This window comes from Acinetobacter seohaensis (assembly GCF_056431365.1).
This window is the reverse complement of sequence record NZ_JBWKMK010000011.1, coordinates 1-19,946: the sequence shown is the minus strand read 5'-3', so window position 1 is coordinate 19,946 and position 19,946 is coordinate 1. Positions and strand designations below refer to the sequence as shown.

At 43.2% G+C, this 19,946-nt stretch carries 24 protein-coding genes and 1 pseudogene; 7 read left to right on the top strand and 18 right to left on the bottom strand.

Annotation, left to right across the window (positions count from 1 at the left end):
- Nucleotides 1-2: 2 nt before the first annotated feature.
- The 14 genes and pseudogenes from rplX to AC07E5_RS01210 form a co-directional block, all read right to left on the bottom strand.
- Nucleotides 3-320, bottom strand: coding sequence for a 50S ribosomal protein L24 (rplX, locus tag AC07E5_RS01275; RefSeq protein WP_004974717.1), 318 nt, complete (start codon nucleotides 318-320; stop codon nucleotides 3-5).
- A gap of 9 nt (nucleotides 321-329) precedes the next feature.
- On the bottom strand, nucleotides 330-698 hold the full coding sequence (gene rplN, locus AC07E5_RS01270) for a 50S ribosomal protein L14 (RefSeq protein ID WP_001982634.1): 369 nt from the start codon (nucleotides 696-698) through the stop codon (nucleotides 330-332).
- 91 nt (nucleotides 699-789) lie between these two features.
- On the bottom strand, nucleotides 790-1,047 hold the full coding sequence (gene rpsQ / locus AC07E5_RS01265) for a 30S ribosomal protein S17 (RefSeq protein WP_004974714.1): 258 nt from the start codon (nucleotides 1,045-1,047) through the stop codon (nucleotides 790-792).
- On the bottom strand, nucleotides 1,044-1,241 hold the full coding sequence (gene rpmC / locus AC07E5_RS01260) for a 50S ribosomal protein L29 (protein WP_004650482.1): 198 nt from the start codon (nucleotides 1,239-1,241) through the stop codon (nucleotides 1,044-1,046). Before rpmC ends, rpsQ begins: the two co-directional genes overlap by 4 nt.
- Nucleotides 1,241-1,654: a 50S ribosomal protein L16 gene (rplP, locus tag AC07E5_RS01255; RefSeq protein WP_004691317.1), complete on the bottom strand. Its 414-nt coding sequence runs from the start codon at nucleotides 1,652-1,654 to the stop codon at nucleotides 1,241-1,243. Before rplP ends, rpmC begins: the two co-directional genes overlap by 1 nt.
- Nucleotides 1,594-2,410: pseudogene (gene rpsC / locus AC07E5_RS01250) on the bottom strand (30S ribosomal protein S3). Before rpsC ends, rplP begins: the two are co-directional and overlap by 61 nt.
- A gap of 1 nt (nucleotide 2,411) precedes the next feature.
- Entirely contained in the window at nucleotides 2,412-2,741 is a 330-nt protein-coding gene (rplV, locus tag AC07E5_RS01245) for a 50S ribosomal protein L22 (RefSeq protein WP_001982638.1), read from the bottom strand.
- An 11-nt stretch (nucleotides 2,742-2,752) separates the two neighbouring features.
- A complete protein-coding gene (gene rpsS / locus AC07E5_RS01240; RefSeq protein ID WP_004673001.1) occupies nucleotides 2,753-3,028 on the bottom strand; it encodes a 30S ribosomal protein S19 in 276 nt (91 codons plus the stop codon).
- A gap of 19 nt (nucleotides 3,029-3,047) precedes the next feature.
- A complete protein-coding gene (rplB, locus tag AC07E5_RS01235) occupies nucleotides 3,048-3,872 on the bottom strand; it encodes a 50S ribosomal protein L2 (protein ID WP_004974706.1) in 825 nt (274 codons plus the stop codon).
- 11 nt (nucleotides 3,873-3,883) lie between these two features.
- Nucleotides 3,884-4,204, bottom strand: coding sequence for a 50S ribosomal protein L23 (gene rplW, locus AC07E5_RS01230; protein ID WP_004974703.1), 321 nt, complete (start codon nucleotides 4,202-4,204; stop codon nucleotides 3,884-3,886).
- On the bottom strand, nucleotides 4,201-4,803 hold the full coding sequence (gene rplD, locus AC07E5_RS01225) for a 50S ribosomal protein L4 (protein ID WP_004974702.1): 603 nt from the start codon (nucleotides 4,801-4,803) through the stop codon (nucleotides 4,201-4,203). Before rplD ends, rplW begins: the two co-directional genes overlap by 4 nt.
- 11 nt (nucleotides 4,804-4,814) lie before the next feature.
- Entirely contained in the window at nucleotides 4,815-5,453 is a 639-nt protein-coding gene (rplC, locus tag AC07E5_RS01220; protein ID WP_026438075.1) for a 50S ribosomal protein L3, read from the bottom strand.
- 59 nt (nucleotides 5,454-5,512) lie between these two features.
- On the bottom strand, nucleotides 5,513-5,824 hold the full coding sequence (rpsJ, locus tag AC07E5_RS01215; protein ID WP_000070912.1) for a 30S ribosomal protein S10: 312 nt from the start codon (nucleotides 5,822-5,824) through the stop codon (nucleotides 5,513-5,515).
- Nucleotides 5,825-6,250: 426 nt separating this feature from the next.
- A complete protein-coding gene (locus tag AC07E5_RS01210) occupies nucleotides 6,251-6,994 on the bottom strand; it encodes a type 1 glutamine amidotransferase (protein WP_179993945.1) in 744 nt (247 codons plus the stop codon).
- A gap of 148 nt (nucleotides 6,995-7,142) precedes the next feature.
- On the opposite strand from AC07E5_RS01210, the gene AC07E5_RS01205 reads away from it, so the two are divergent.
- The 6 genes from AC07E5_RS01205 to AC07E5_RS01180 all read left to right on the top strand — a co-directional run bounded on the left by AC07E5_RS01205 (nucleotide 7,143) and on the right by AC07E5_RS01180 (nucleotide 13,612).
- Nucleotides 7,143-8,333, top strand: coding sequence for a PLP-dependent transferase (locus AC07E5_RS01205; RefSeq protein WP_004974695.1), 1,191 nt, complete (start codon nucleotides 7,143-7,145; stop codon nucleotides 8,331-8,333).
- Between the two features lie 51 nt (nucleotides 8,334-8,384).
- Nucleotides 8,385-9,968 carry a helicase HerA-like domain-containing protein gene (locus tag AC07E5_RS01200; RefSeq protein ID WP_498624494.1) on the top strand — a complete coding sequence of 528 codons (1,584 nt, stop codon included), beginning with the start codon at nucleotides 8,385-8,387 and terminating at the stop codon, nucleotides 9,966-9,968.
- Between the two features lie 239 nt (nucleotides 9,969-10,207).
- Nucleotides 10,208-11,419 carry an NO-inducible flavohemoprotein gene (gene hmpA / locus AC07E5_RS01195; protein WP_498624493.1) on the top strand — a complete coding sequence of 404 codons (1,212 nt, stop codon included), beginning with the start codon at nucleotides 10,208-10,210 and terminating at the stop codon, nucleotides 11,417-11,419.
- Between the two features lie 92 nt (nucleotides 11,420-11,511).
- Nucleotides 11,512-11,955, top strand: coding sequence for an RrF2 family transcriptional regulator (locus AC07E5_RS01190; protein ID WP_004974689.1), 444 nt, complete (start codon nucleotides 11,512-11,514; stop codon nucleotides 11,953-11,955).
- Between the two features lie 130 nt (nucleotides 11,956-12,085).
- The gene (yihA, locus tag AC07E5_RS01185; protein WP_498624492.1) at nucleotides 12,086-12,982 is read left to right on the top strand and encodes a ribosome biogenesis GTP-binding protein YihA/YsxC; all 897 of its coding nucleotides are present in this window, start codon (nucleotides 12,086-12,088) and stop codon (nucleotides 12,980-12,982) included.
- A 216-nt stretch (nucleotides 12,983-13,198) separates the two neighbouring features.
- Nucleotides 13,199-13,612 carry a VOC family protein gene (locus AC07E5_RS01180; protein WP_019836869.1) on the top strand — a complete coding sequence of 138 codons (414 nt, stop codon included), beginning with the start codon at nucleotides 13,199-13,201 and terminating at the stop codon, nucleotides 13,610-13,612.
- Between the two features lie 78 nt (nucleotides 13,613-13,690).
- Here AC07E5_RS01180 and AC07E5_RS01175 read toward each other — a convergent pair whose 3' ends face one another.
- Together AC07E5_RS01175 and AC07E5_RS01170 are read right to left on the bottom strand one after the other, a co-directional pair.
- Complete coding sequence (locus AC07E5_RS01175) at nucleotides 13,691-14,932, bottom strand: dicarboxylate/amino acid:cation symporter (protein ID WP_004974680.1); 1,242 nt, start codon at nucleotides 14,930-14,932, stop codon at nucleotides 13,691-13,693.
- Between the two features lie 165 nt (nucleotides 14,933-15,097).
- The gene (locus AC07E5_RS01170) at nucleotides 15,098-15,970 is read right to left on the bottom strand and encodes an acyl-CoA thioesterase (protein WP_004974677.1); all 873 of its coding nucleotides are present in this window, start codon (nucleotides 15,968-15,970) and stop codon (nucleotides 15,098-15,100) included.
- Between the two features lie 304 nt (nucleotides 15,971-16,274).
- On the opposite strand from AC07E5_RS01170, the gene plsB reads away from it, so the two are divergent.
- Nucleotides 16,275-18,839, top strand: a complete 2,565-nt coding sequence (gene plsB, locus AC07E5_RS01165) for a glycerol-3-phosphate 1-O-acyltransferase PlsB (protein WP_498624491.1) — start codon at nucleotides 16,275-16,277, stop codon at nucleotides 18,837-18,839.
- 90 nt (nucleotides 18,840-18,929) lie between these two features.
- On the opposite strand, the gene AC07E5_RS01160 is transcribed toward plsB, so the two are convergent.
- Both AC07E5_RS01160 and AC07E5_RS01155 read right to left on the bottom strand, forming a co-directional pair.
- The gene (locus AC07E5_RS01160; protein WP_004974672.1) at nucleotides 18,930-19,265 is read right to left on the bottom strand and encodes a type II toxin-antitoxin system HicB family antitoxin; all 336 of its coding nucleotides are present in this window, start codon (nucleotides 19,263-19,265) and stop codon (nucleotides 18,930-18,932) included.
- 127 nt (nucleotides 19,266-19,392) lie between these two features.
- The coding region (locus tag AC07E5_RS01155; protein ID WP_180111224.1) for an RNA-guided endonuclease InsQ/TnpB family protein at nucleotides 19,393-19,946 on the bottom strand (554 nt) is incomplete at its 5' end.

Sequence of the window (19,946 nt, the reverse complement as noted above, 5' to 3'; positions counted from 1 at the left end):
TATTACTTCGCCACCGCCACTGATTCACCATTCGATTTATAAACGCGAGTTTTCACGCCATCAATCGTTTGGTAACCAACACGGTCAGCCTTTTGGGTTGTAGCATTAAAAATTGCCACGTTTGAGATATGAAGCGAAGCTTCCTGCGTTACGATACCGCCTTCAGCGCCCGTAGCACGGTTTGGCTTCTGGTGCTTCTTAACCAAGTTAAGACCTTCGACCTTAACACGGTCATTAGAAACTGACAGAACAGTACCCTGTTTGCCTTTTTCTTTACCTGCGATCACAATTACTTGATCGCCTTTTTTAATCTTAGCCATGATTGCCTCTTATAGAACTTCAGGAGCCAATGAAATGATTTTCATGAACTGTTCAGTACGAAGTTCACGAGTCACTGGTCCGAAAATACGAGTTGCAATCGGTGCTTTGTTGTTATTCAAAATAACAGCAGCGTTATCATCAAAACGGATCACAGAACCGTCTGGACGACGAATACCGAACTTTGTACGTACAACAACAGCATTCATCACGTCACCTTTTTTAACACGTGCGCGTGGAATAGCTTCTTTTACAGTAACTTTAATAATGTCGCCAACAGAAGCATAACGACGATGTGAACCACCTAGTACTTTAATACATTGTACGCGGCGAGCACCACTGTTGTCAGCTACGTCAAGCATCGTTTCGGTTTGAATCATTGCCCTACTCCAAAACCGAGCATCACCGGTCACAATTTCGAAAGGCTCAAAGAGTACTCGAAATTGACCGATGATGCAACAAGAACGTTAATTACTCAGCAGCAGCTTCAACAACTTCAACTAAAGTCCATGACTTAGTTTTAGACATTGGGCGGCTTTCTTTGATGGTTACAACATCACCAATCTTGGCGGTATTGTTCTCATCATGAGCGTGTAATTTGGTTGAACGGCGAATCAATTTGCCATACAACGGGTGTTGAACTTGGCGTTCAATAAGGACAACAATAGATTTTTCCATTTTGTCGCTTACAACTTTGCCAGTTAACGTGCGGACTGTATTTTGACTCATTGCCCGTTCCCCTGTTTTTCGGTAAGGAGGGTCTTGATGCGTGCAATAGTTTTACGAGTAAGCGCAACTTCATGCGATTTACCCAATTGACCAGTTGCTTTCGCCATACGAAGACGGAATTGGTTAAGCTGTTGCTCATCAAGCAAAGCTGTCAACTCTTCTACCGACTTTTCACGTAGATCTTTAGTTTTCATTACATTACCGTCCGAGTCACGATAGTGGTTTTAAACGGAAGTTTAGCAGCAGCAAGCGTAAATGCTTCACGCGCCAATTCTTCGTTCACACCATCAATTTCGTACAAGACTTTACCTGGTTTGATTTGACAAACCCAATATTCCACAGAACCTTTACCTTTACCCATACGCACTTCAAGAGGCTTAGAAGTAATTGGTTTGTCTGGGAATACACGGATAAAGATCTTACCACCACGCTTAATACGACGGCTGATTGTACGACGTGCCGCTTCAATTTGACGCGCAGTCATTTGACCACGTTCAACTGATTTAAGAGCGATAGTACCGAAAGATACTGAGCTACCACGGTGCGCTAAGCCAGTGTTACGGCCTTTTTGCACCTTACGGAATTTAGTACGTTTAGGTTGCAACATGGATTATTCTCCTTTTTCAGCAGAACGATCATTGCGACGACCACGACGCTCTTGACCTTCACCACGACCGCGACCGCGTTTAGCTGGACGTTCTTCAGCAGGTGCTGGGTTCATGACTTGTTTCATGCCACCCAAGATTTCACCACGGAATACCCAAACTTTAACACCAATCGTACCGTAAGTAGTTTCAGCACGCATAGTTGCATAGTCGATGTCCGCACGAAGTGTATGCAAAGGTACACGACCTTCACGATACCATTCAGTACGTGCAATCTCTGCACCACCTAAACGACCAGAAACTTCAACTTTGATACCTTTAGCACCAGCACGCATAGAGTTCTGTACCGCACGCTTCATAGCACGACGGAACATTACACGCTTTTCTAATTGAGAAGCGATTGCTTCAGCAACTAAACGTGCATCTAAGTCTGGACGGTCAATTTCGTTGATGCTTACTTGCGCAGGAACACCCATAATAGATGTTAATTCGCGTTGTAATTTCTCAATGTCTTCGCCTTTTTTACCGATTACGATACCAGGACGCGCAGTGCTAATTGTTACTTTAGCAGCACCCGTTGGACGTTCGATAAGAATATTGCTTACCATTGCGTTCTTAAGTTTTTTAGTTAAAAACTCACGAACTTGAAGGTCTTTAAGCAAGTATTCAGCGTATTGTTTCGGATTCGCATACCAGTTAGCGTTATGACGTTTCACAACACCTAGGCGGATACCGATTGGATGAACCTTCTGACCCATATCAAACCCCTACCTTAACGGTGATGTGACAAGTACGCTTAGTAATACGATCTGCACGGCCTTTAGCACGTGGCATAATACGTTTAAGGCTCATGCCTTCGTCAACGTAAATCGTAGATACTTTAAGGTCGTCTACATCTAAACTGTTATTGTGTTCAGCATTTGCAATTGCAGATTCCAATGCTTTCTTAACTAAAACAGCAGCTTTTTTGTTGCTGAAGTTTAAAATGTTAAGTGCATGCGCAACAGATTTGCCGCGGATAAGATCTGCAACCAAACGTGCTTTTTGTGCCGAGATAGCGGCACCGCGTAATTTAGCAGTTACTTCCATCATAGCACCTATTAACGTTTAGACTTCTTGTCAACACCGTGACCACGATAGGTACGAGTTGGCGCGAATTCACCGAGTTTATGACCAACCATATGTTCAGAGATAATCACTGGAACATGGTTACGACCATTGTGAACAGAAATTGTTAAACCAACAAAATCTGGGAGGATCATCGAACGACGCGACCAAGTTTTGATCGGCTTACGGTTATTAGCCGCGATTGCCGCTTCAACCTTAGCGAACAAGTGCGCATCGACGAATGGGCCTTTTTTCAGAGAACGAGGCATTGTCAGATTCCTTTACTTGTTACTTAACGCGACGGTCGCGAATAATCATCTTAGTCGTACGCTTGTTGGTACGTGTCTTGTACCCTTTAGCTTTTTGACCCCATGGGCTTACAGGTTGGATACCTTTAGTACGCCCTTCACCACCACCGTGCGGGTGATCAACCGGGTTCATTGCCATACCACGAACGGTAGGACGAACACCACGCCAGCGCGAAGCACCTGCTTTACCAAGTGAACGAAGGTTGCTTTCTGAGTTAGATACTTCACCTAACACAGCGCGACACTCAACGTGCACTTTACGCATTTCGCCTGAACGTAGACGAACGATAGCGTATGAACCGTCACGACCCAACAATTGAACCGAAGTACCAGCAGAACGCGCTAATTGAGCACCTTTACCGATTTTAAGTTCGATGTTGTGAAGAGTAGCACCGATTGGCATATTACGAAGTGGTAAGCAGTTACCTGGACGAATTGGAGCATCGTTACCAGATTGAACTTGATCACCAGCACGTAAACCTTTAGGCGCAATAATATAACGACGTTCACCGTCAGCATACTTCAACAATGCGATGTGTGCAGTACGGTTTGGATCGTATTCAATACGCTCTACAACAGCAGGAATGCCATCTTTGTTACGTTTGAAGTCTACGATACGGTAGTGTTGCTTATGACCACCACCAACGTGACGTGTAGTAATGTGACCGTTGTTGTTACGACCACCAGTACGTTTTTTAGCTTCTACCAACGGCGCATAAGGAGCACCTTTGTGAAGATGGTCGTGAACGACTTTCTCTACAAAGCGACGTCCTGGAGACGTTGGCTTACATTTTTGAATCGGCATAAATTTCGTCCTTATTCCGCTGCGCTTTCAGCGGTATCGCCCAAGTCAGCCATTTCAACATCTTGGCCAGCTTTCAGGGTGACGTATGCTTTTTTAACATCAGAACGGCGTCCTAATGTACGACCAAAGCGCTTAGTCTTACCTTTAGTGATAGTCGTGTTAACTTTAACAACTTCCACACCAAATAATTGCTCAACTGCTTTTTTGATTTCAAGTTTGTTTGCATTTAATGCAACTTTGAATACTTGAACACCAGCAGTTTCGCCTAAAACTTGTGCTTTTTCTGAAAATACAGGTCCTTGTAGGACTTGATATAAACGTTCGTTGTTCATCCGAGTTCTACCTCAATTTTCTTAGCAGCAGCAACAGACATTACAACTTTGTCGAACGCGATCAAGCTAACAGGATCGATTGCAGTAGCATCAACCACATCAACGTGTGGAAGGTTACGCGCTGCAAGATATAGATTCTCATCTACAGCTTCAGTTACGATCAATGCGCGAGTTGCATTCAAGTCGTTAAGTTTTGCAAGCAACTCTTTAGTTTTAGGAGCTTCAACAGCAAACTCTTCAACCAATACAAGACGATCTTGGCGAACAAGTTCAGCTAAGATACATTGCATTGCACCGCGGTACATTTTGCGGTTAACTTTTTGAGACCAATCTTGTGGACGAGCAGCAAAAGTTTTACCACCACCAACCCAGATTGGGCTACGAATAGAACCAGCACGAGCGCGGCCAGTACCTTTTTGACGGAATGGTTTTTTACCACCGCCAGCAACGTCTGCACGTGATTTCTGAGCTTTAGAGCCTTGACGACCACCAGCTAAGTAAGCTGTAACAACTTGGTGTACAAGTGCTTCATTGAATTCACGACCGAACGCAACTTCAGATAACTCAACAGCAGAGCCGGAAACAGTATTTAAATTCACGTTATTTCCCCTCAAGCCTTGATCGTAGGACGTACAGTTACGTCACCACCAGTCGCACCAGGAATCGCACCTTTAACAACAAGAACTGAACGCTCTGTGTCGATAGATACAATTTCAAGACCCTGTACAGTTACGCGTTCAGCACCTAAATGGCCAGCCATTTTTTTGCCTTTGAATACGCGACCAGGAGTCTGGTTTTGACCTGTAGAACCTAGAACACGGTGAGAAACAGAGTTACCGTGAGTAGCGTCTTGAGTACGGAAGTTCCAACGCTTAACACCACCCTGGAAACCCTTACCTTTAGACTGACCAGTTACGTCAACGATCTGACCTACTGTGAACAAATCTACACCGATAGTTCCGCCAACTTCACGACCTTCAAGGTCAGCTTCTGTAGCACGGAATTCTTGAACTAAACGACCAGCAGCAACACCCGCTTTAGCGAAGTGACCTTTCTGAGCGTTAGTTACGCGAGATTCGCGACGTTCACCAGTAGTAACCTGAATTGCTTGATAACCATCTGTTTCAAGCGTTTTGATTTGAGTGATGCGGTTAGGATCAACCTCAATCACTGTAACAGGTACAGAAACACCAGCATCTGTAAAGATACGAGTCATACCGCACTTGCGACCGACTAAACCAATAGCCATGTGCATAAACCTCTAAAAAAGCGGCCTAATTAACTTAGAGTGTTAATTAACCGAAAGCCTTAACCCAATGCAATCTGAACATCAACACCAGCTGCTAGATCTAATTTCATCAACGCATCAACAGTTTTATCTGTAGGTTGAACGATGTCGATCAAACGCTTGTAAGTACGGATTTCATACTGGTCGCGCGCATCTTTGTTTACGTGTGGTGATGTTAAAACGTTGAAGCGTTCGATGCGAGTTGGCATCGGGATTGGACCACAAACTTGTGCGCCAGTACGCTTAGCGGTTTCTACGATTTCTTGAGCAGATTGATCGATCAGACGATGATCAAAAGACTTCAAACGGATACGAATTCTCTGGTTAGACATACCAGTTAACTCCAAGCCAAATATATAAAGAATCACCCTTGACGCATCTCACCCCACTAATTTAAGGCAAGTGTCAAAGGCAGTGAATTATCACTAAGGTCATGATCGATGCCACGACTGTCACGATGTTAACTACTTTCTTCGCAGTTAACCCCCTTGCATAAAGGGTCGCCCATTATAACGATTGTTTAATGCATAAGCAAATCTCTTTTTGGCTTTATTGCTTTATTTTTCACGCTCTGCCGATTTCTCTTTTTAAAATATACGATTAGCACTTTATATATGAGTTAGGCAGCATTCCTATCCATTTATTGAGTGTAAATTTAGACAATCTGCATTTTGACCATTCCAACCACCCCTGACAGCAGAAATCGTCATCGCCCTGACCTAACTTTCTTTTCTGTGTTTGCGCCACAATCCATGACTTTATTCTCGAAGTTTGCTTTGTGCTAAAACATAATCTATTGCACGATTCATTAATTGGTTGCCTGCCTGAAATTGTGCCGCAGACATCTGTTTTAATTCATGCGCGGGTTGTACATACATGCCCGAAAATGCTGGTTTCATTTCGGCATTGTCTAAAAACAGCTGCAAAGCTTGTGGGGTAATTTCTGGATGGAATTGGAATCCTAGTACATTTTTCCCAATTTGATAGAGTTGATTAGCGCAGGCGGCATTACTGGCAAGTCTTACCGCGCCCTTTGGTAATTCAAAAGTTTCACCATGCCACTGCATCACTGTGATTTGATCAGGTATTTGAAAGCAGGTTTCTGGTGTATTTTCGACTTTATAGACTGGATGCCAACCACGCTCTTGTTCTGGATTACGACTGACCGCTGCACCCAACGCATTGGCAATTAACTGCCCACCCAAACACAAGCCAATAGCAGGCTTGCCTGAAGCCAAATAACGTCGAATCCAGCGCTTTTCAATTTTTAGCCAGGGATAGTTCGCCTCATCATTGACACTCATGGCGCCGCCCATCACAATCAATAAATCGACATCTTCGACCCGTGGCAAAGCTTCAATTTCAATATTTTGTTCGGGTGGCAAAGCAAAAAATTCGGTGGCACTGATGTGTGCCTGCATTTGTTTCAGGTAGCTATAGCAACTCCCAAAACCTTCTTCGGCAATATGTTGAAAATAATGCACTCTTAATGGCGCTTGCATCTTAATCATCCTGAGTTATGTCTACACTTGAGCTTCTGCAAAAATAGCGCCAAGTTCAAGGCATGTCTTGTAGTGCAGCTTTTTATAGCCTAAAGCCAGTATTTCTCTTAAGCTAAACTCAAAATTTGCTTATTTTCTGAGTGAACCTGTGAAGAAAAATGCTCAAACTGCTTTAATTCATGCACCAAGACGTGCCCCACAATATATTCAAACGGTACAGCCTCCCCTATTTCGTGCATCGACCATTATCTTTGAAAACACAGATGCACTGTTTAATCGACACTGGACTGATGCTTATGATTATAGCTATGGCACACATGGCACACCGACTACATTCACACTCGCTGATCAGATTGCGCAATTAGAAGGTGGTGAATACTGCTTACTCGCACCAAGCGGACTATCAGCAATTAATTTGGTGAATTCCTGCTTTTTAAGTCAAGGCGATGAAGTTTGGGTGGCTGACAATATTTACGGCCCAAACATGGAGCATTTACGCAATTTAGAGCAGCGTTACGGCATCACCGTTCAAGTCTACAATCCAATTGATGTCGATAGCTTTCAACCTTCTGCCCAAGCCAAACTGATTTGGCTAGAAGCGGCAGGTTCGGTCACACTAGAGTTTCCAAACCTAACTGCATTAGTCAAAAAAGCCAAATCACATCACATGCTCACAGCCTTAGATAATACTTGGGGTGCAGGACTTGCGTTTAATGCTTTCGATTTTGGTGATGAACATTTAAGTGTCGATATAAGCGTCCATGCCCTGACCAAATACCCAAGTGGTGGTGGTGACATTTTAATGGGGTCTGTCGTGACCCGTGATCAACACTTACATCATCAACTGTTTCGTATGCATGCCATTCAAGGTATTTGCGTATCGGGGGATGATGTCGCGCAAGTACAACGCAGTTTGGCTTCGATGCAACTACGTTATGAGCACCAAGCAAAAAGCACAATTGAATTACTCAACTGGCTGAAACTACAACCACAATTTGCTCAGGTGTTGCACCCTGCTGATGCCACATCTGCGGGGCATGCGTATTGGAAAGAAATTTGCCGCGATGGACACAGCGCAGGTTTGGTCAGTGTGATTTTTAAGCCTGAATATGATTTAGCCGCTGTACGCCAATTCTGTGATGCACTATCTTTATTTAAACTCGGCTTTAGCTGGGGCGGCCCCGTAAGTTTAGTGATGCTTTACGATCTCAAGTCCATGCGTACCCTAGAGCACTCTCACTTGGCTGAAGGATTATTGGTGCGTTTTTGTATTGGGCTAGAACATCCTGCAGATTTAATTCAAGATATTCAAAATGCCTTACAACGCTTCAGCGACTAATGCAGCACAGATCATCATTTTAACAATAGCTATATAAATCAGGATAAAAATATGAGTACAGCAATCGTTATTGGTAAAAAAACTGCCGACGTTCAACAAGACGTAGTTTTACATTCACAGTTTGCCAACCGCCACGGTTTAATTGCAGGTGCAACAGGTACAGGTAAAACCGTCACCTTAAAAGTCTTGGCAGAAAGCTTTTCACGAATTGGTGTACCCGTATTTTTAGCCGATGCCAAAGGCGATGTTTCCAGTCTAGCCAAAGCAGGCAGCAGCAGCCCAAAGTTTGATGCACGTATTAAGAGCTTAGGTATCGAAAGCATTCCGTTTGCAGCATCTCCTGTGGTGTTTTGGGATTTATTTGCCGAACAAGGTCATCCGATTCGTACCACCATTTCTGAAATTGGCCCGTTATTATTGGCGCAAATGCTGAACCTGAATGACACCCAAGAGGGCGTGTTGTCTGCGGTATTCCGTATTGCCGATGATCAAGGTTTATTGCTGATTGATTTTAAAGATTTAAAAGCCATGCTGACCTATGTCAGCGAACATGCCAGTGAATTTAAAGCCGAGTATGGCAATCTTTCCCCAGCCAGTTTGGGTGCGATTCAGCGTAATTTATTGGCTTTAGCCGATCAGGGCGGTGACAAATTCTTTGGTGAGCCGAGTTTGGATATTTTGGATTTTATTCAAACTGACAGTCAGGGACGCGGCAATATTAATGTCTTGGCTGCAGACAAACTCATGAACACGCCAAAGCTGTACGCTACCTTTTTATTATGGATGTTATCGGAACTGTTTGAACAATTGCCTGAAGTGGGCGATCTGGACAAGCCAAAGTTAGTGTTCTTTTTTGATGAAGCACACTTGTTATTTGACAATGCCAGCAGCGCGCTACAAGAAAAAATTGAACAAGTGGTACGTTTGATTCGCTCTAAAGGGGTGGGGATTTATTTTGTGACCCAAAACCCACTGGACTTGCCTGAAAGTGTACTGGGACAGCTCGGCAACCGGGTGCAGCATGCCTTACGTGCTTTTACACCCAAAGACCAAAAAGCGGTAAAAACTGCCGCAGATACATTCCGTGCCAACCCAGACTTTAAAGTTGAACAAGCCATTACCGAACTTGCGGTAGGTGAAGCCTTAATTAGTTGCTTAGATGAACAAGGCACACCGCAAATTGTAGAACGTGCTTGGGTAATGCCGCCCTACTCATCGTTTAGCCCAATTAGCACAGAAGAACGTCAAGCCTGTATCAGCCAGAGTGTTATTGCAGGTGTGTATGAGCAGCAATTAGATCGTGAAAGTACTTATGAAATGCTGCAACAAAAAGTTGAACAACGTCAGCAACTAGCCGCAGCAGCAGAACAAGCTAAAATTGAAGCCAAAGAAGCTGAAGCACGCGCCAAGCAAGAGGCTAAAGAAGCCGAAGCACTCGCCAAACAACAAGCGCGCGAGCAAGAACGTCTAGCCCGCGAACAGCAAAAAGAAGCAGAACGCGCTGCCAAACAGCGTGAAAAACTAACTCAGGATATTGTGGGTACCTTTGCCAAAAGCGCAGCACGCAGCTTAGGCGGTTCTACTGGGCAGAAAATTGTACGAGGTTTGTTAGGGTCATTATTTGGTAAGAAATAGCATGTTATAAACGATGAGGTTTGTATAGATTTCATTCATGGATGCACCATCCAAAACCTAAATGAACACTTACAAACCTCTCGCTGTCACATCTACAAACCCCATAAAAACTTTAAAAATAATGGGATATTTTTATAATCCATATTTTTTTTAAGGTTTCACAAAAAAATGTTTGCAATCCTTATTTATAAGATGTATTTTGAATACATCTTATAAATAACAGCCATGAGAGATCGAACATGACTCCACAGCAAATTGACCTTGTAAAAGCAACTGTTCCTGTACTCCGTGAAAATGGTGTCGCACTGACTGGTTATTTCTATAACCGCATGTTCGGGAATAATCCTGATCTAAAAGAAACCTTTAACATGGGTCACCAACGTAGTGGTGCGCAGGCTCAAGCGCTTGCAGGTGCTGTATTGGCTTATGCTGAAAACATTGAAGATCCTTCTGTGCTTGCGCCTGTGATTGAATTGATTGCCCACAAACACGTGAGCTTAAACATTCAAGCACCTGACTATAATATTGTGGGCGAAAACCTACTTCACTCTATTAGCGAAGTATTAAATATTTCAATGGAAGATCCTCTAATTGATGCATGGGCAGCTGCTTATGGTCAGTTAGCAGAAGTGTTTATTAATGCTGAACGTGCAATCTACGAACAACACGAACAAACTAAAGGCAGCTGGTTAGGCTGGCGTAATTTCAAAATTGCCAAGAAAGTTGTAGAAAGTGACGAAATCACTTCAATCTACTTCGAGCCAGTAGATGGTGGCGATTTACCAAAATACGAAGCAGGTCAATATATTTCAGTACGCGTATTTGTACCTGAACTTGGCTTGAAGCAACCACGTCAATACACGCTATCGACTAGCCCACAACAAGATTACTTACGTATTTCTGTAAAACGTGAGCCAGGCAATGGTGCAGATAAAGTTGCAGGTTGGGTATCGAACGTATTGCACCAATTACCAGAAGGTTCTGAAGTTGAAGTATCTGCACCAACAGGTAACTTCTTCCTCATCGACAGCAACAAACGCAATGTCTTCATTAGTGGCGGCGTTGGCTTAACACCAATGATTGCAATGTTGAATCAATTGGTGACTTTAGATGTGCCACAACCTGTGACATTTATTCACGCATGTCGTAGCAAACAAGTACATGCCATGAAACAGCATCTCCAAGACTTAACTGCAAAATGTCCACGTATTCATACGTTGACTGCGTATGAGTTCCCGAACGAAGGTGATGTACTGGGTCAAGATTACGATGTTGCGGGTCGTTTAGACCTCAGCACTGTAGATGCAGCGCTGTTACCAGCCGATGCTGATTACTACTTATGTGGTCCAATGCCATTCATGGCAGAACAGCGCAAAGCTTTACTTGCGCGTGGCATCAAAGATGAGCAAATCCATAGCGAAGCGTTTGGTACAGGTGGTGTTCGCCACTAATCTAAAGCGTTAAAAGCTAATAGGTAAGGCTAGTCTAGTTATGCTAGACTAGCCTTAATTTATTTGTATTTAAAAAAAACATCTGTGCGATCATGCAATTAAATAAATTCACCGACTATGCGCTGCGTATTTTAATGTATATCTCGCGTCCTCGAGATGTACCCTATACCATTGCAGAAATTGCACAGGATTTGCATGTTTCCCAGAACCATCTGGTAAAAATCGTTCACTTTATGGGTAAGCAAGGATGGCTAATTACCACTCGTGGTAAAGGTGGCGGGATTCGCTTGCATCCTGAAGCATTGCCTTTGCGTTTAGGTCATGTGGTGAGAATCCTGCAAGGTGAAAATCAAATTGTAGAGTGTAATACCCCGCCCTGCGTGCTGCGTGCGCAATGTGGACTAAAAGGCATTCTCAATCAGGCAATGGAACAGTTTTATCAAAGCTTAGATCAATACAGCTTGGGTGAAGTGCTACAGCCTGTACCCAATTTACAGTTCAGTACACAATCTCCAATCCCACTGATTCATCTTTAAAGCAACTTAAACGGTCAAAGCAATATCATCCTAGATGTTGCTTTTTTCGGGCATTCAGAGCGCAAAGGTCGCTTGCCTGTATGACTTGCTTTATAATGCCTGTTTGTAGACCATGAATTGAAGTTAAGTTATGCACCATAGCAGAGGAAAATCGAAAAACAGTAAGGCAGCAGCACAGCCACGGCAGAAAATTAGCTACGAGAAAAAAGTAGACCCTGCCATTACTGAATACTCTGTTCGCGCCTTAAACTGGCTGCGTAAAGCCGAGTTTTTAATGAGTGCGCCTAAACTGAATTTATGTGTAGAAGATACTGGCTACGAAGTGGCTTTTGCAGGACGCTCCAACGCAGGTAAGTCCAGTGCAATTAATGCTTTAACCAATCAAAAACAATTGGCACGTGCTTCTAAAAAACCGGGTCGTACTCAAATGATCAACTTCTTTAGTTTGGGCAACCCTGAACAGCGTTTGGTCGATTTACCCGGTTATGGTTATGCAGCCGTACCTGAAGCCATGAAAATTGTGTGGCAAAAAGAACTCGAAAATTATTTGATTCATCGTAAAAGTTTACAAGGCTTGGTGTTACTGATGGATATTCGCCATCCCTTACAGCACTTTGATGTGATGATGCTGGAATGGGCGTATTCGCGTAAATTGTTCGTGCATGTATTGCTCACCAAATCGGACAAACTCAACCGCGGCCCTGCCAATAAAGTATTGCTTGAAGTCAAACAGCAGTTGAAAAAGATGAAACTAGATTTCTCGATTCAATTGTTTTCATCACTCAATAAGCAAGGTTTGGAAGAACTTGCGAGTGTGATGGGCGGACGTTTGAACTTTACCTTAGAACAAGCGCATCAATTTGATTTAGACAGCATTCCAGAAGCGACTGGCGATGATGTTGATGTTGATGTTGATGTTGATGTTGATGTTGATGTTGATGTTGATGTTGATGTTGATGTTGATGTTGATCAGCCTGAATTTTTAGAAACTGACGATTTAACCGCATCTGATACCGAAACCAAATAGTCCGTTAAATTACTGACTATTGGTCTATAACATAAAGTCCTATTCGCTCAATCTCGAATAGGACTTTTTATTTGTATGTCCACTTTCAGTTTTACGCCGTAATCACAATCTCCCTCTCCACCAAAGTTGCACTTTACAACGCAGCCAGAAATGCCCTACTGTCAAGATCATAACAATTAAACGCTTAAACAATTACATAAGATAAGGAGATCAAACATGCAGGCACACATTTCAGTGATTACCTTAGCGGTAGAAGATTTACAACGTGCACTCGATTTTTACCGCGACGGCTTAGGACTTGTAACTGAAGGCATTATTGGACAGGAATTTGAACAAGGTGCGGTGGTCTTTTTTGAACTGCAAGCAGGCTTAAAACTGGCTTTATGGTCTAAACAAAGTTTACAACAAGATACAGGCTTAACAGGTACAGCCAGCAGTGCTGCACAAATCACTTTAGGACATAATGTACATAGCCCACTCGAGGTCGATCAGGTATTGAAACAAGCAAAAAATGCAGGTGCGAAAATTTTAAAACCTGCACAGAGCACCTTTTACGGCGGTTATGCAGGTTATTTTCAGGACTTAGATGGTCATATTTGGGAAGTGGCCTACAGCCCATGTTGGGATTAATCTGCTTTGGCTCATGTCTTTACATAGCACAATAAAACAGGATGATGCTGAAAACTTGATTCGATTTTAAACCCATTATCAGGAATGCAGTGCAGGGTCATCACGAGTATGCCGATCGACCACCACACTAATCATCATATCGCCCTGCACATTGACCACAGTACGCACAGTATCCAACAAACGGTCGATCGGCAATAAAATCGCAATCGCTTCTGCAGGCAAGCCCACCGATTGTAATACCATAATCATCGTCACCATACCTGCGCTTGGAATACCAGGCGCGCCCAAAGAAGCGATCATGGCTGTGGCACAGACAATTAATTGCTGTCCTAAACTTAAATCCAGCCCCATTAAATTGGCAACAAACAAAGCCGCTGCAGCTTCATACAATGCCGTTCCATCCATATTCAGTTGTGTACCTAACGGGATCACAAAGCCTGCAGTTTGCGGACGCACACCTAAATTTTCCTGCGCACATTTCATCGAAAGTGGCATAGTGGCAGAACTGGAACTGGTGGCAAAAGCCGTAATTAAGGCAGCACGTGTGCCTTTAAAAAAGGTGATCGGATCCATTTTGCCAAATATCCACAACAGCAAAGGCAAGACCACCACACCATGAAAAATCGTGGTGCCCGTGACCACTGCAGCAAACTCTGCCAAACGACTCAGGACTGAAATATCTTCGGTTGCAACCAACTTAGCCAATAAAGCAAAAATCCCCAAAGGTGCCAGTTTCATTACCCAGCCAATCATCAACATCATAATTTCAAAAAATTGCTGACTGAGTTTACGTACCGTTTTAAAGTGCTCCCCGCCTTTGACCAGCGCCACACCCACCAATAAGGCAAATATCACCACTGCCAAAACATTACCCTCGGCAAAAGCTTTAAACGGATTGATTAAGGTGTTTTGAATGAAATTGGTAAAAAACGAAGACGGCGTAAGCGTGTCTGGGCTTTGATGCTGCGCCATAGCATCTTGAAACATCACAATATCTACGCCTTTACCCACTGCAAATAAATGCGCACACGCCAAACCTAAAATTAAAGCCAAAGTCGTGGTGGTGACACAACACGCCAACGTAATTTTCCAGACTCGACTCAATTGCCCTACAGCCTGTAAGTTCGACACACCGACCACAATTGAGCTAAAAATTAGTGGGATCAGCAGCATTTTCAGTAAACCAATAAAAATACTGCTCATTAAACCAATGCCATACAAACTGGCGCTAAAAAATGTGCTGTCTGGAAATAGATTCAGAATAAAACCAAACACCACACCCAAAATTGCGGCAATTAGAATTTGTGTATTGAGGCTCATACGCAATTGAGTTTTTTAATGTGATGTGTGGACTATGCCATGTGGCTGAAATTGAATCGAGTATTATTTTTCTAGCGCACTTTGATTAGGTTCAGATCGTGCTTCAGGATGTAAAAAAGCCGACATGAATGTCGGCTGATGAATGTAGATTTTAAAGGCTATATTTTATTGCGTTTCGATTTCACGTAAACGAATCAAGCCTTCCTGACTGGTGCTACACACCAATTCACCATTTTGCCACATGCGCCCAAAGTTCAAACCACGCGAACTAGTGCTAATGGTGGCTTCCATGTCGTACAGCATCCAGTCATCCACACGGAACGGTTTATGGAAATACATGGCATGGTCAATACTGGCACACTGCAAACTTGGTGATAAATAGCTCAAACCATGCGGACGCAGTGCTGTGGTCATTAACGTGAAGTCTGAATAAAATGCCGCAATTGCCTGATGCAAAGACACTTCATCCACCTCTGGTGAAATGCTGTCATGGGTACGAATGTAGTGTGCATAAGCAGGTGCTTCAGGCTGCGGTAAAAATGGATTGCTCGGATTAATCGGGCGAATCTCCACCAAGCGATCACGCATAAAACTGGCACGCACATTTTCAGGTACAAACTCGACAATATGCTGTTTGAGTTCCGCTTCGTTTTTTAAAGCTTCTGCTGCAGGATAGTTTGGCTCTGAAATTTGATAATTCAGACCGTCTTCCAACGGCGCAAAGGACACCATCGCAGTAAAAATGGTACGCCCATGCTGAATGGCACGTACTTGACGGCTAGAAAAACTTTTACCATCACGCAAACGGTCAACTTCATAAATAATAGGTGCGTTGACATCGCCACCAAACAAGAAATAGGCATGCAATGAGTGCGCAGGACGATCAGTGGTATAAGATGCAGCACGTAAAGCCTGTCCCAAAACCTGTCCACCAAAAACACGTTTACCCACCAAGTTACGACTGATACCTCGGTAGATATTTTCTTCTAACTTTTCTAAACAAAGAAGTTCAACCAGCTCTTGTGTGAGTGCGTTCATAACTAACCTATGTATGGCGGAAATTGGGGATGCGGGATCGAAGTCGATGAAAAAATAAATCGTCAAAATAAACTGACTATTTTAAGCCTGCTATTTTGCCATAGATTCTGCATCTTTTACCCATCAAAGACTGACCGCTGTGTCACAACTTAGCCGATCAATTTTGCTAAAAATACGATTTTTAACGATAAAATCTAACAATATTCATGCAAATTATCTAAAAATGCAGCGCGATTATTAGATACAATGACGCAAAATAAATTCCCTACTGGCTAGGGACTTAGGTGATGAAGTAGGAGTGAGTATGTCCAAGCGTGGTTTTGGTCAAATGTATCGTCAGCTTTCTGGTAAGCTGCTTGACCTTGTGGTGACACCGCATGTTTTGGGTGAAGTCCCTGTCAAGGATGCGCAAAGTGTAGACTCAAATGCCACTCGCACCAAGATAACTTGCTACGTATTGCAAAATCACTCACGCAGCAATGCCTTGGTGGTCGATGGCGAAACACGTCGCTTAAAACTCACGCCTGCGCTTGATCCATTGGTGATGGGTTCACATAAAGAAAAAGCCTCGATTCTGTTTTTACAGCATCACGATGAGAACAACCTACTCAATCCACCACCTTATGCTTTTCCGCCACGCTTGTTACGTTTAATTGAACAATTAGAACAACACCCAGAACTTGATATTGAATTGGTACCTGTGACCGTGTTGTGGGGACGTTCTCCAGACAAAGAGGATTCGTGGTTTAAACTACTGTTTACCGATACGTGGGCAACGCCTGGCACAGTCAAGCAGTTAATGAATATTGGGGTGCATGGTCGTCAGTCTTATTTGGAATTTCACGAACCGCAATCATTACGTGGTTTAATTGAACATGCCAAAACTGAGCATCCAAACCTGTCGCCTGCGACCTTTATTGTCAACACGCTAAATAATTACTTAGATGGACAGCGTGAAGTCGTCCTTGGCCCAGACTTGTCTGACCGCCGCAATGTCATGCTCAGTCTAATCAAATCTCCCGATGTGCAAGATGCCATTCGTCGTGAAAGTTTGCGCAGTAAAATTAGCGTGATTGAAGCAGAGCGTCGTGCGATTGGCTATTTAAATGAAATTGTGTCGGACTATTCTCATGCAGCGGTACGCTTTGCCGATATGGCACTGACCCGCTTATGGACACAATTATACGATGGCGTGGAAGTACATAATTTCAGTACCGTGCGCGAACTGGCCAAAGACTATGAAATTATCTACACCCCATGTCACCGCAGTCATATCGACTATTTATTGCTGTCTTATGTGATTTACAAACGCGGCATGATGGTGCCGTACATTGCTGCGGGCGACAACCTCAACATGCCATTTGTAGGGCAATTACTCCGTGGTGGTGGTGCGTTTTTTATCCGTCGTACTTTCCGTGGCAATGGCTTATACACCACCGTCTTTAAAGAGTATTTATTCAGTATTTTGTCGCGTAACACACCGCTTGAATACTTTATTGAAGGTGGACGTTCACGTACAGGCCGCTTGTTGCCACCAAAAACAGGCATGCTCGCCATGACCATTCACAGTCATTTGCGTGGTCGTGCTAAACCGATTGCTTTTGTGCCAACTTATATTGGTTATGAACGCCTGATGGAAGGTTCAACCTATGTCGGTGAAATGCAAGGCAAGCCAAAAGAATCTGAATCGCTAATGGGCATTTTAAAAACCATGCGCAAGATTGAACGGATTTTTGGCAAGGTGCATGTCAATTTTGGCGAACCTGTGTTTTTAGATGATGTTCTAAAACAACACGATGCCGAACACATCAGCATTGAAAAAAATGATGATCCTATTCCACCACAAGTGTCAGATGCAGTGAATACTTCAGCACATGCGATTTTGGAAAACATTAACCGTGCTGCGGTAATTAACCCGGTATCTTTGTTATCGCTGATTTTACTGGCAACACCAAAACATACCTTGGATGAAGAAATTTGTGTGAAGCAGTTAGACACTTACCGTAATCTGCTCACTGCCCTGCCTTATGATGAGCGCACTCAAGTCACACCATTAGCAGGTAAAGAAATTATTGCCTACGGCTTAAAACTCAAACTGATTAAACGAGTGCAGCACGTTTTGGGCGATATTATCGCGATTGAAGACCATCAGGCGGTGTTACTCACCTACTTCCGCAACAATATTTTGCATGCCTTTGTCTTACCATCTTTAATTGCCGCGTTGGTGAAACATAATGGTTCGATTCGTCGTGGTGATTTAATCAACGTCATTCGTACTTTATATCCGTTCCTGAAAGCTGAGTTGTTCTTGAAATGGCAAGATCAGGAACTCAAAGAACGGATTTGTGCCTACGTGGAAGCCTTGATTCAGGCCAAATTGATTTCTGAAGATGCAGAAGGCAATTTAATTTCACCTGCACCAAATAGTGAAGATCACAACCAATTGGTAGTATTGGCTGCGCCTGTAATGCAGAGTTTAGAGCGTTATTACATGACGCTGGCGCTGATTACACAACGCGGCTCAGGCAATATTTCGGCACGTCAGGTCGAAGAACTCAGCCATTTGGTCGGTCAGCGTTTGTCGGTGCTGTATGAATTCAACTCACCTGAATTCTTTGACAAAGCCTTGTTCCAAAGCTTTATTAAAGTCTTAACTCAGCAAGGTTATATCAGCACCAACAGTGACAATGCGATTGTGTTTGATGATAACTTTAAAAACGTCGCACAATACGCCAATTTGGTGTTGGATGATGTGACTTTACAGATGCTGCAACACATCACCACCTTTAGCGATGAAGAATTGCGTGAGGCGTTAGAGGCTCTTGCTGCACAACAGGCGAAGAAACGCTTAAAACGTAAGAAGAAGTAATTTTCACACAAAAAAACATAGCGATCTGTATAGCAATAGGTCGCTATGCTTTAAATTGAATATAGAATAAAGTTTATAGCATTGATAAAATCATACACCTAAGCGCATTAATTTCTCTTGAATTGCATCACTCACAAATGCATTCAAAGAACTCTCCTCCGAAGCTAAAACAGCTTTGCGATGTAATTCAGGACTGATACGAACATTAAATGTTCCCTTGAATGGCTGATCAGGTTTCTTCCCTAATTCTGCACAAGAATCTAAATATCCATCTACCGATTCCTGAAAAGCTTGCTCAAGTGTTTTTAAGGTTTCAGCCTCATAAGTAATAAGATCTCGAATGAACGCCAATTTTCCAAACAACTCACCTGTTTCAAGGTCTGGTTCAATCGTCCCGAGATAACCTTTGTATTTAAAATAACTCATAAAAAACCCTCCTGCTTGAGTGCTTGCTTTACAGCTTTCAATGCCCCACCTTTGATTTCATTTTCAGGGTGAGGTCGATGCAGTAAAACCATGTGCTCGGTTTTGAGGTTTTGACATCCTCCCCCCCTTAAAAGAGGGTGATTCCTACAGCTAGACGCTTATGCCCAAGCGCAAGAATGTTTAAAGCTGAGTTTATATCTCGATCATGAGCTGTACCACAGCTCATGCACTCCCATTCTCTTATTCCAAGATCTGTCCTACCTTTGGGACTACTTGAGGTGATCTCACCGCAGCACGAACAGATTTGGGTGGTATAGGCTTCTTGGACTTCTTCAAACAATACGCCTGCGTTCTCGCATTTATACTTGAGCATTGTTTTTAGTGCCGAAAATCCTGTATCCAAAACAGATTTTGCCATTTTGGTTTTTACTAATTTTTTAGCACTCAAGTCACCTACAATAATCAATGCATTTTCATTCACAAGCTTGGTGCTTGCTTTATGCAAATGATCTTTTCGACTATTTGCAATCTTGGCGTGTAATGCACGAACACGCTTCTTATTCCTGGCTCTCTGAGCAATACCTAATGTCTGCTCATATTTTCGATAGAATTTTGGATTTGAAATTACAGTGCCATCAGAACAGGTGGCAATATCTTTTAAGCCTAGATCAATACCAATCG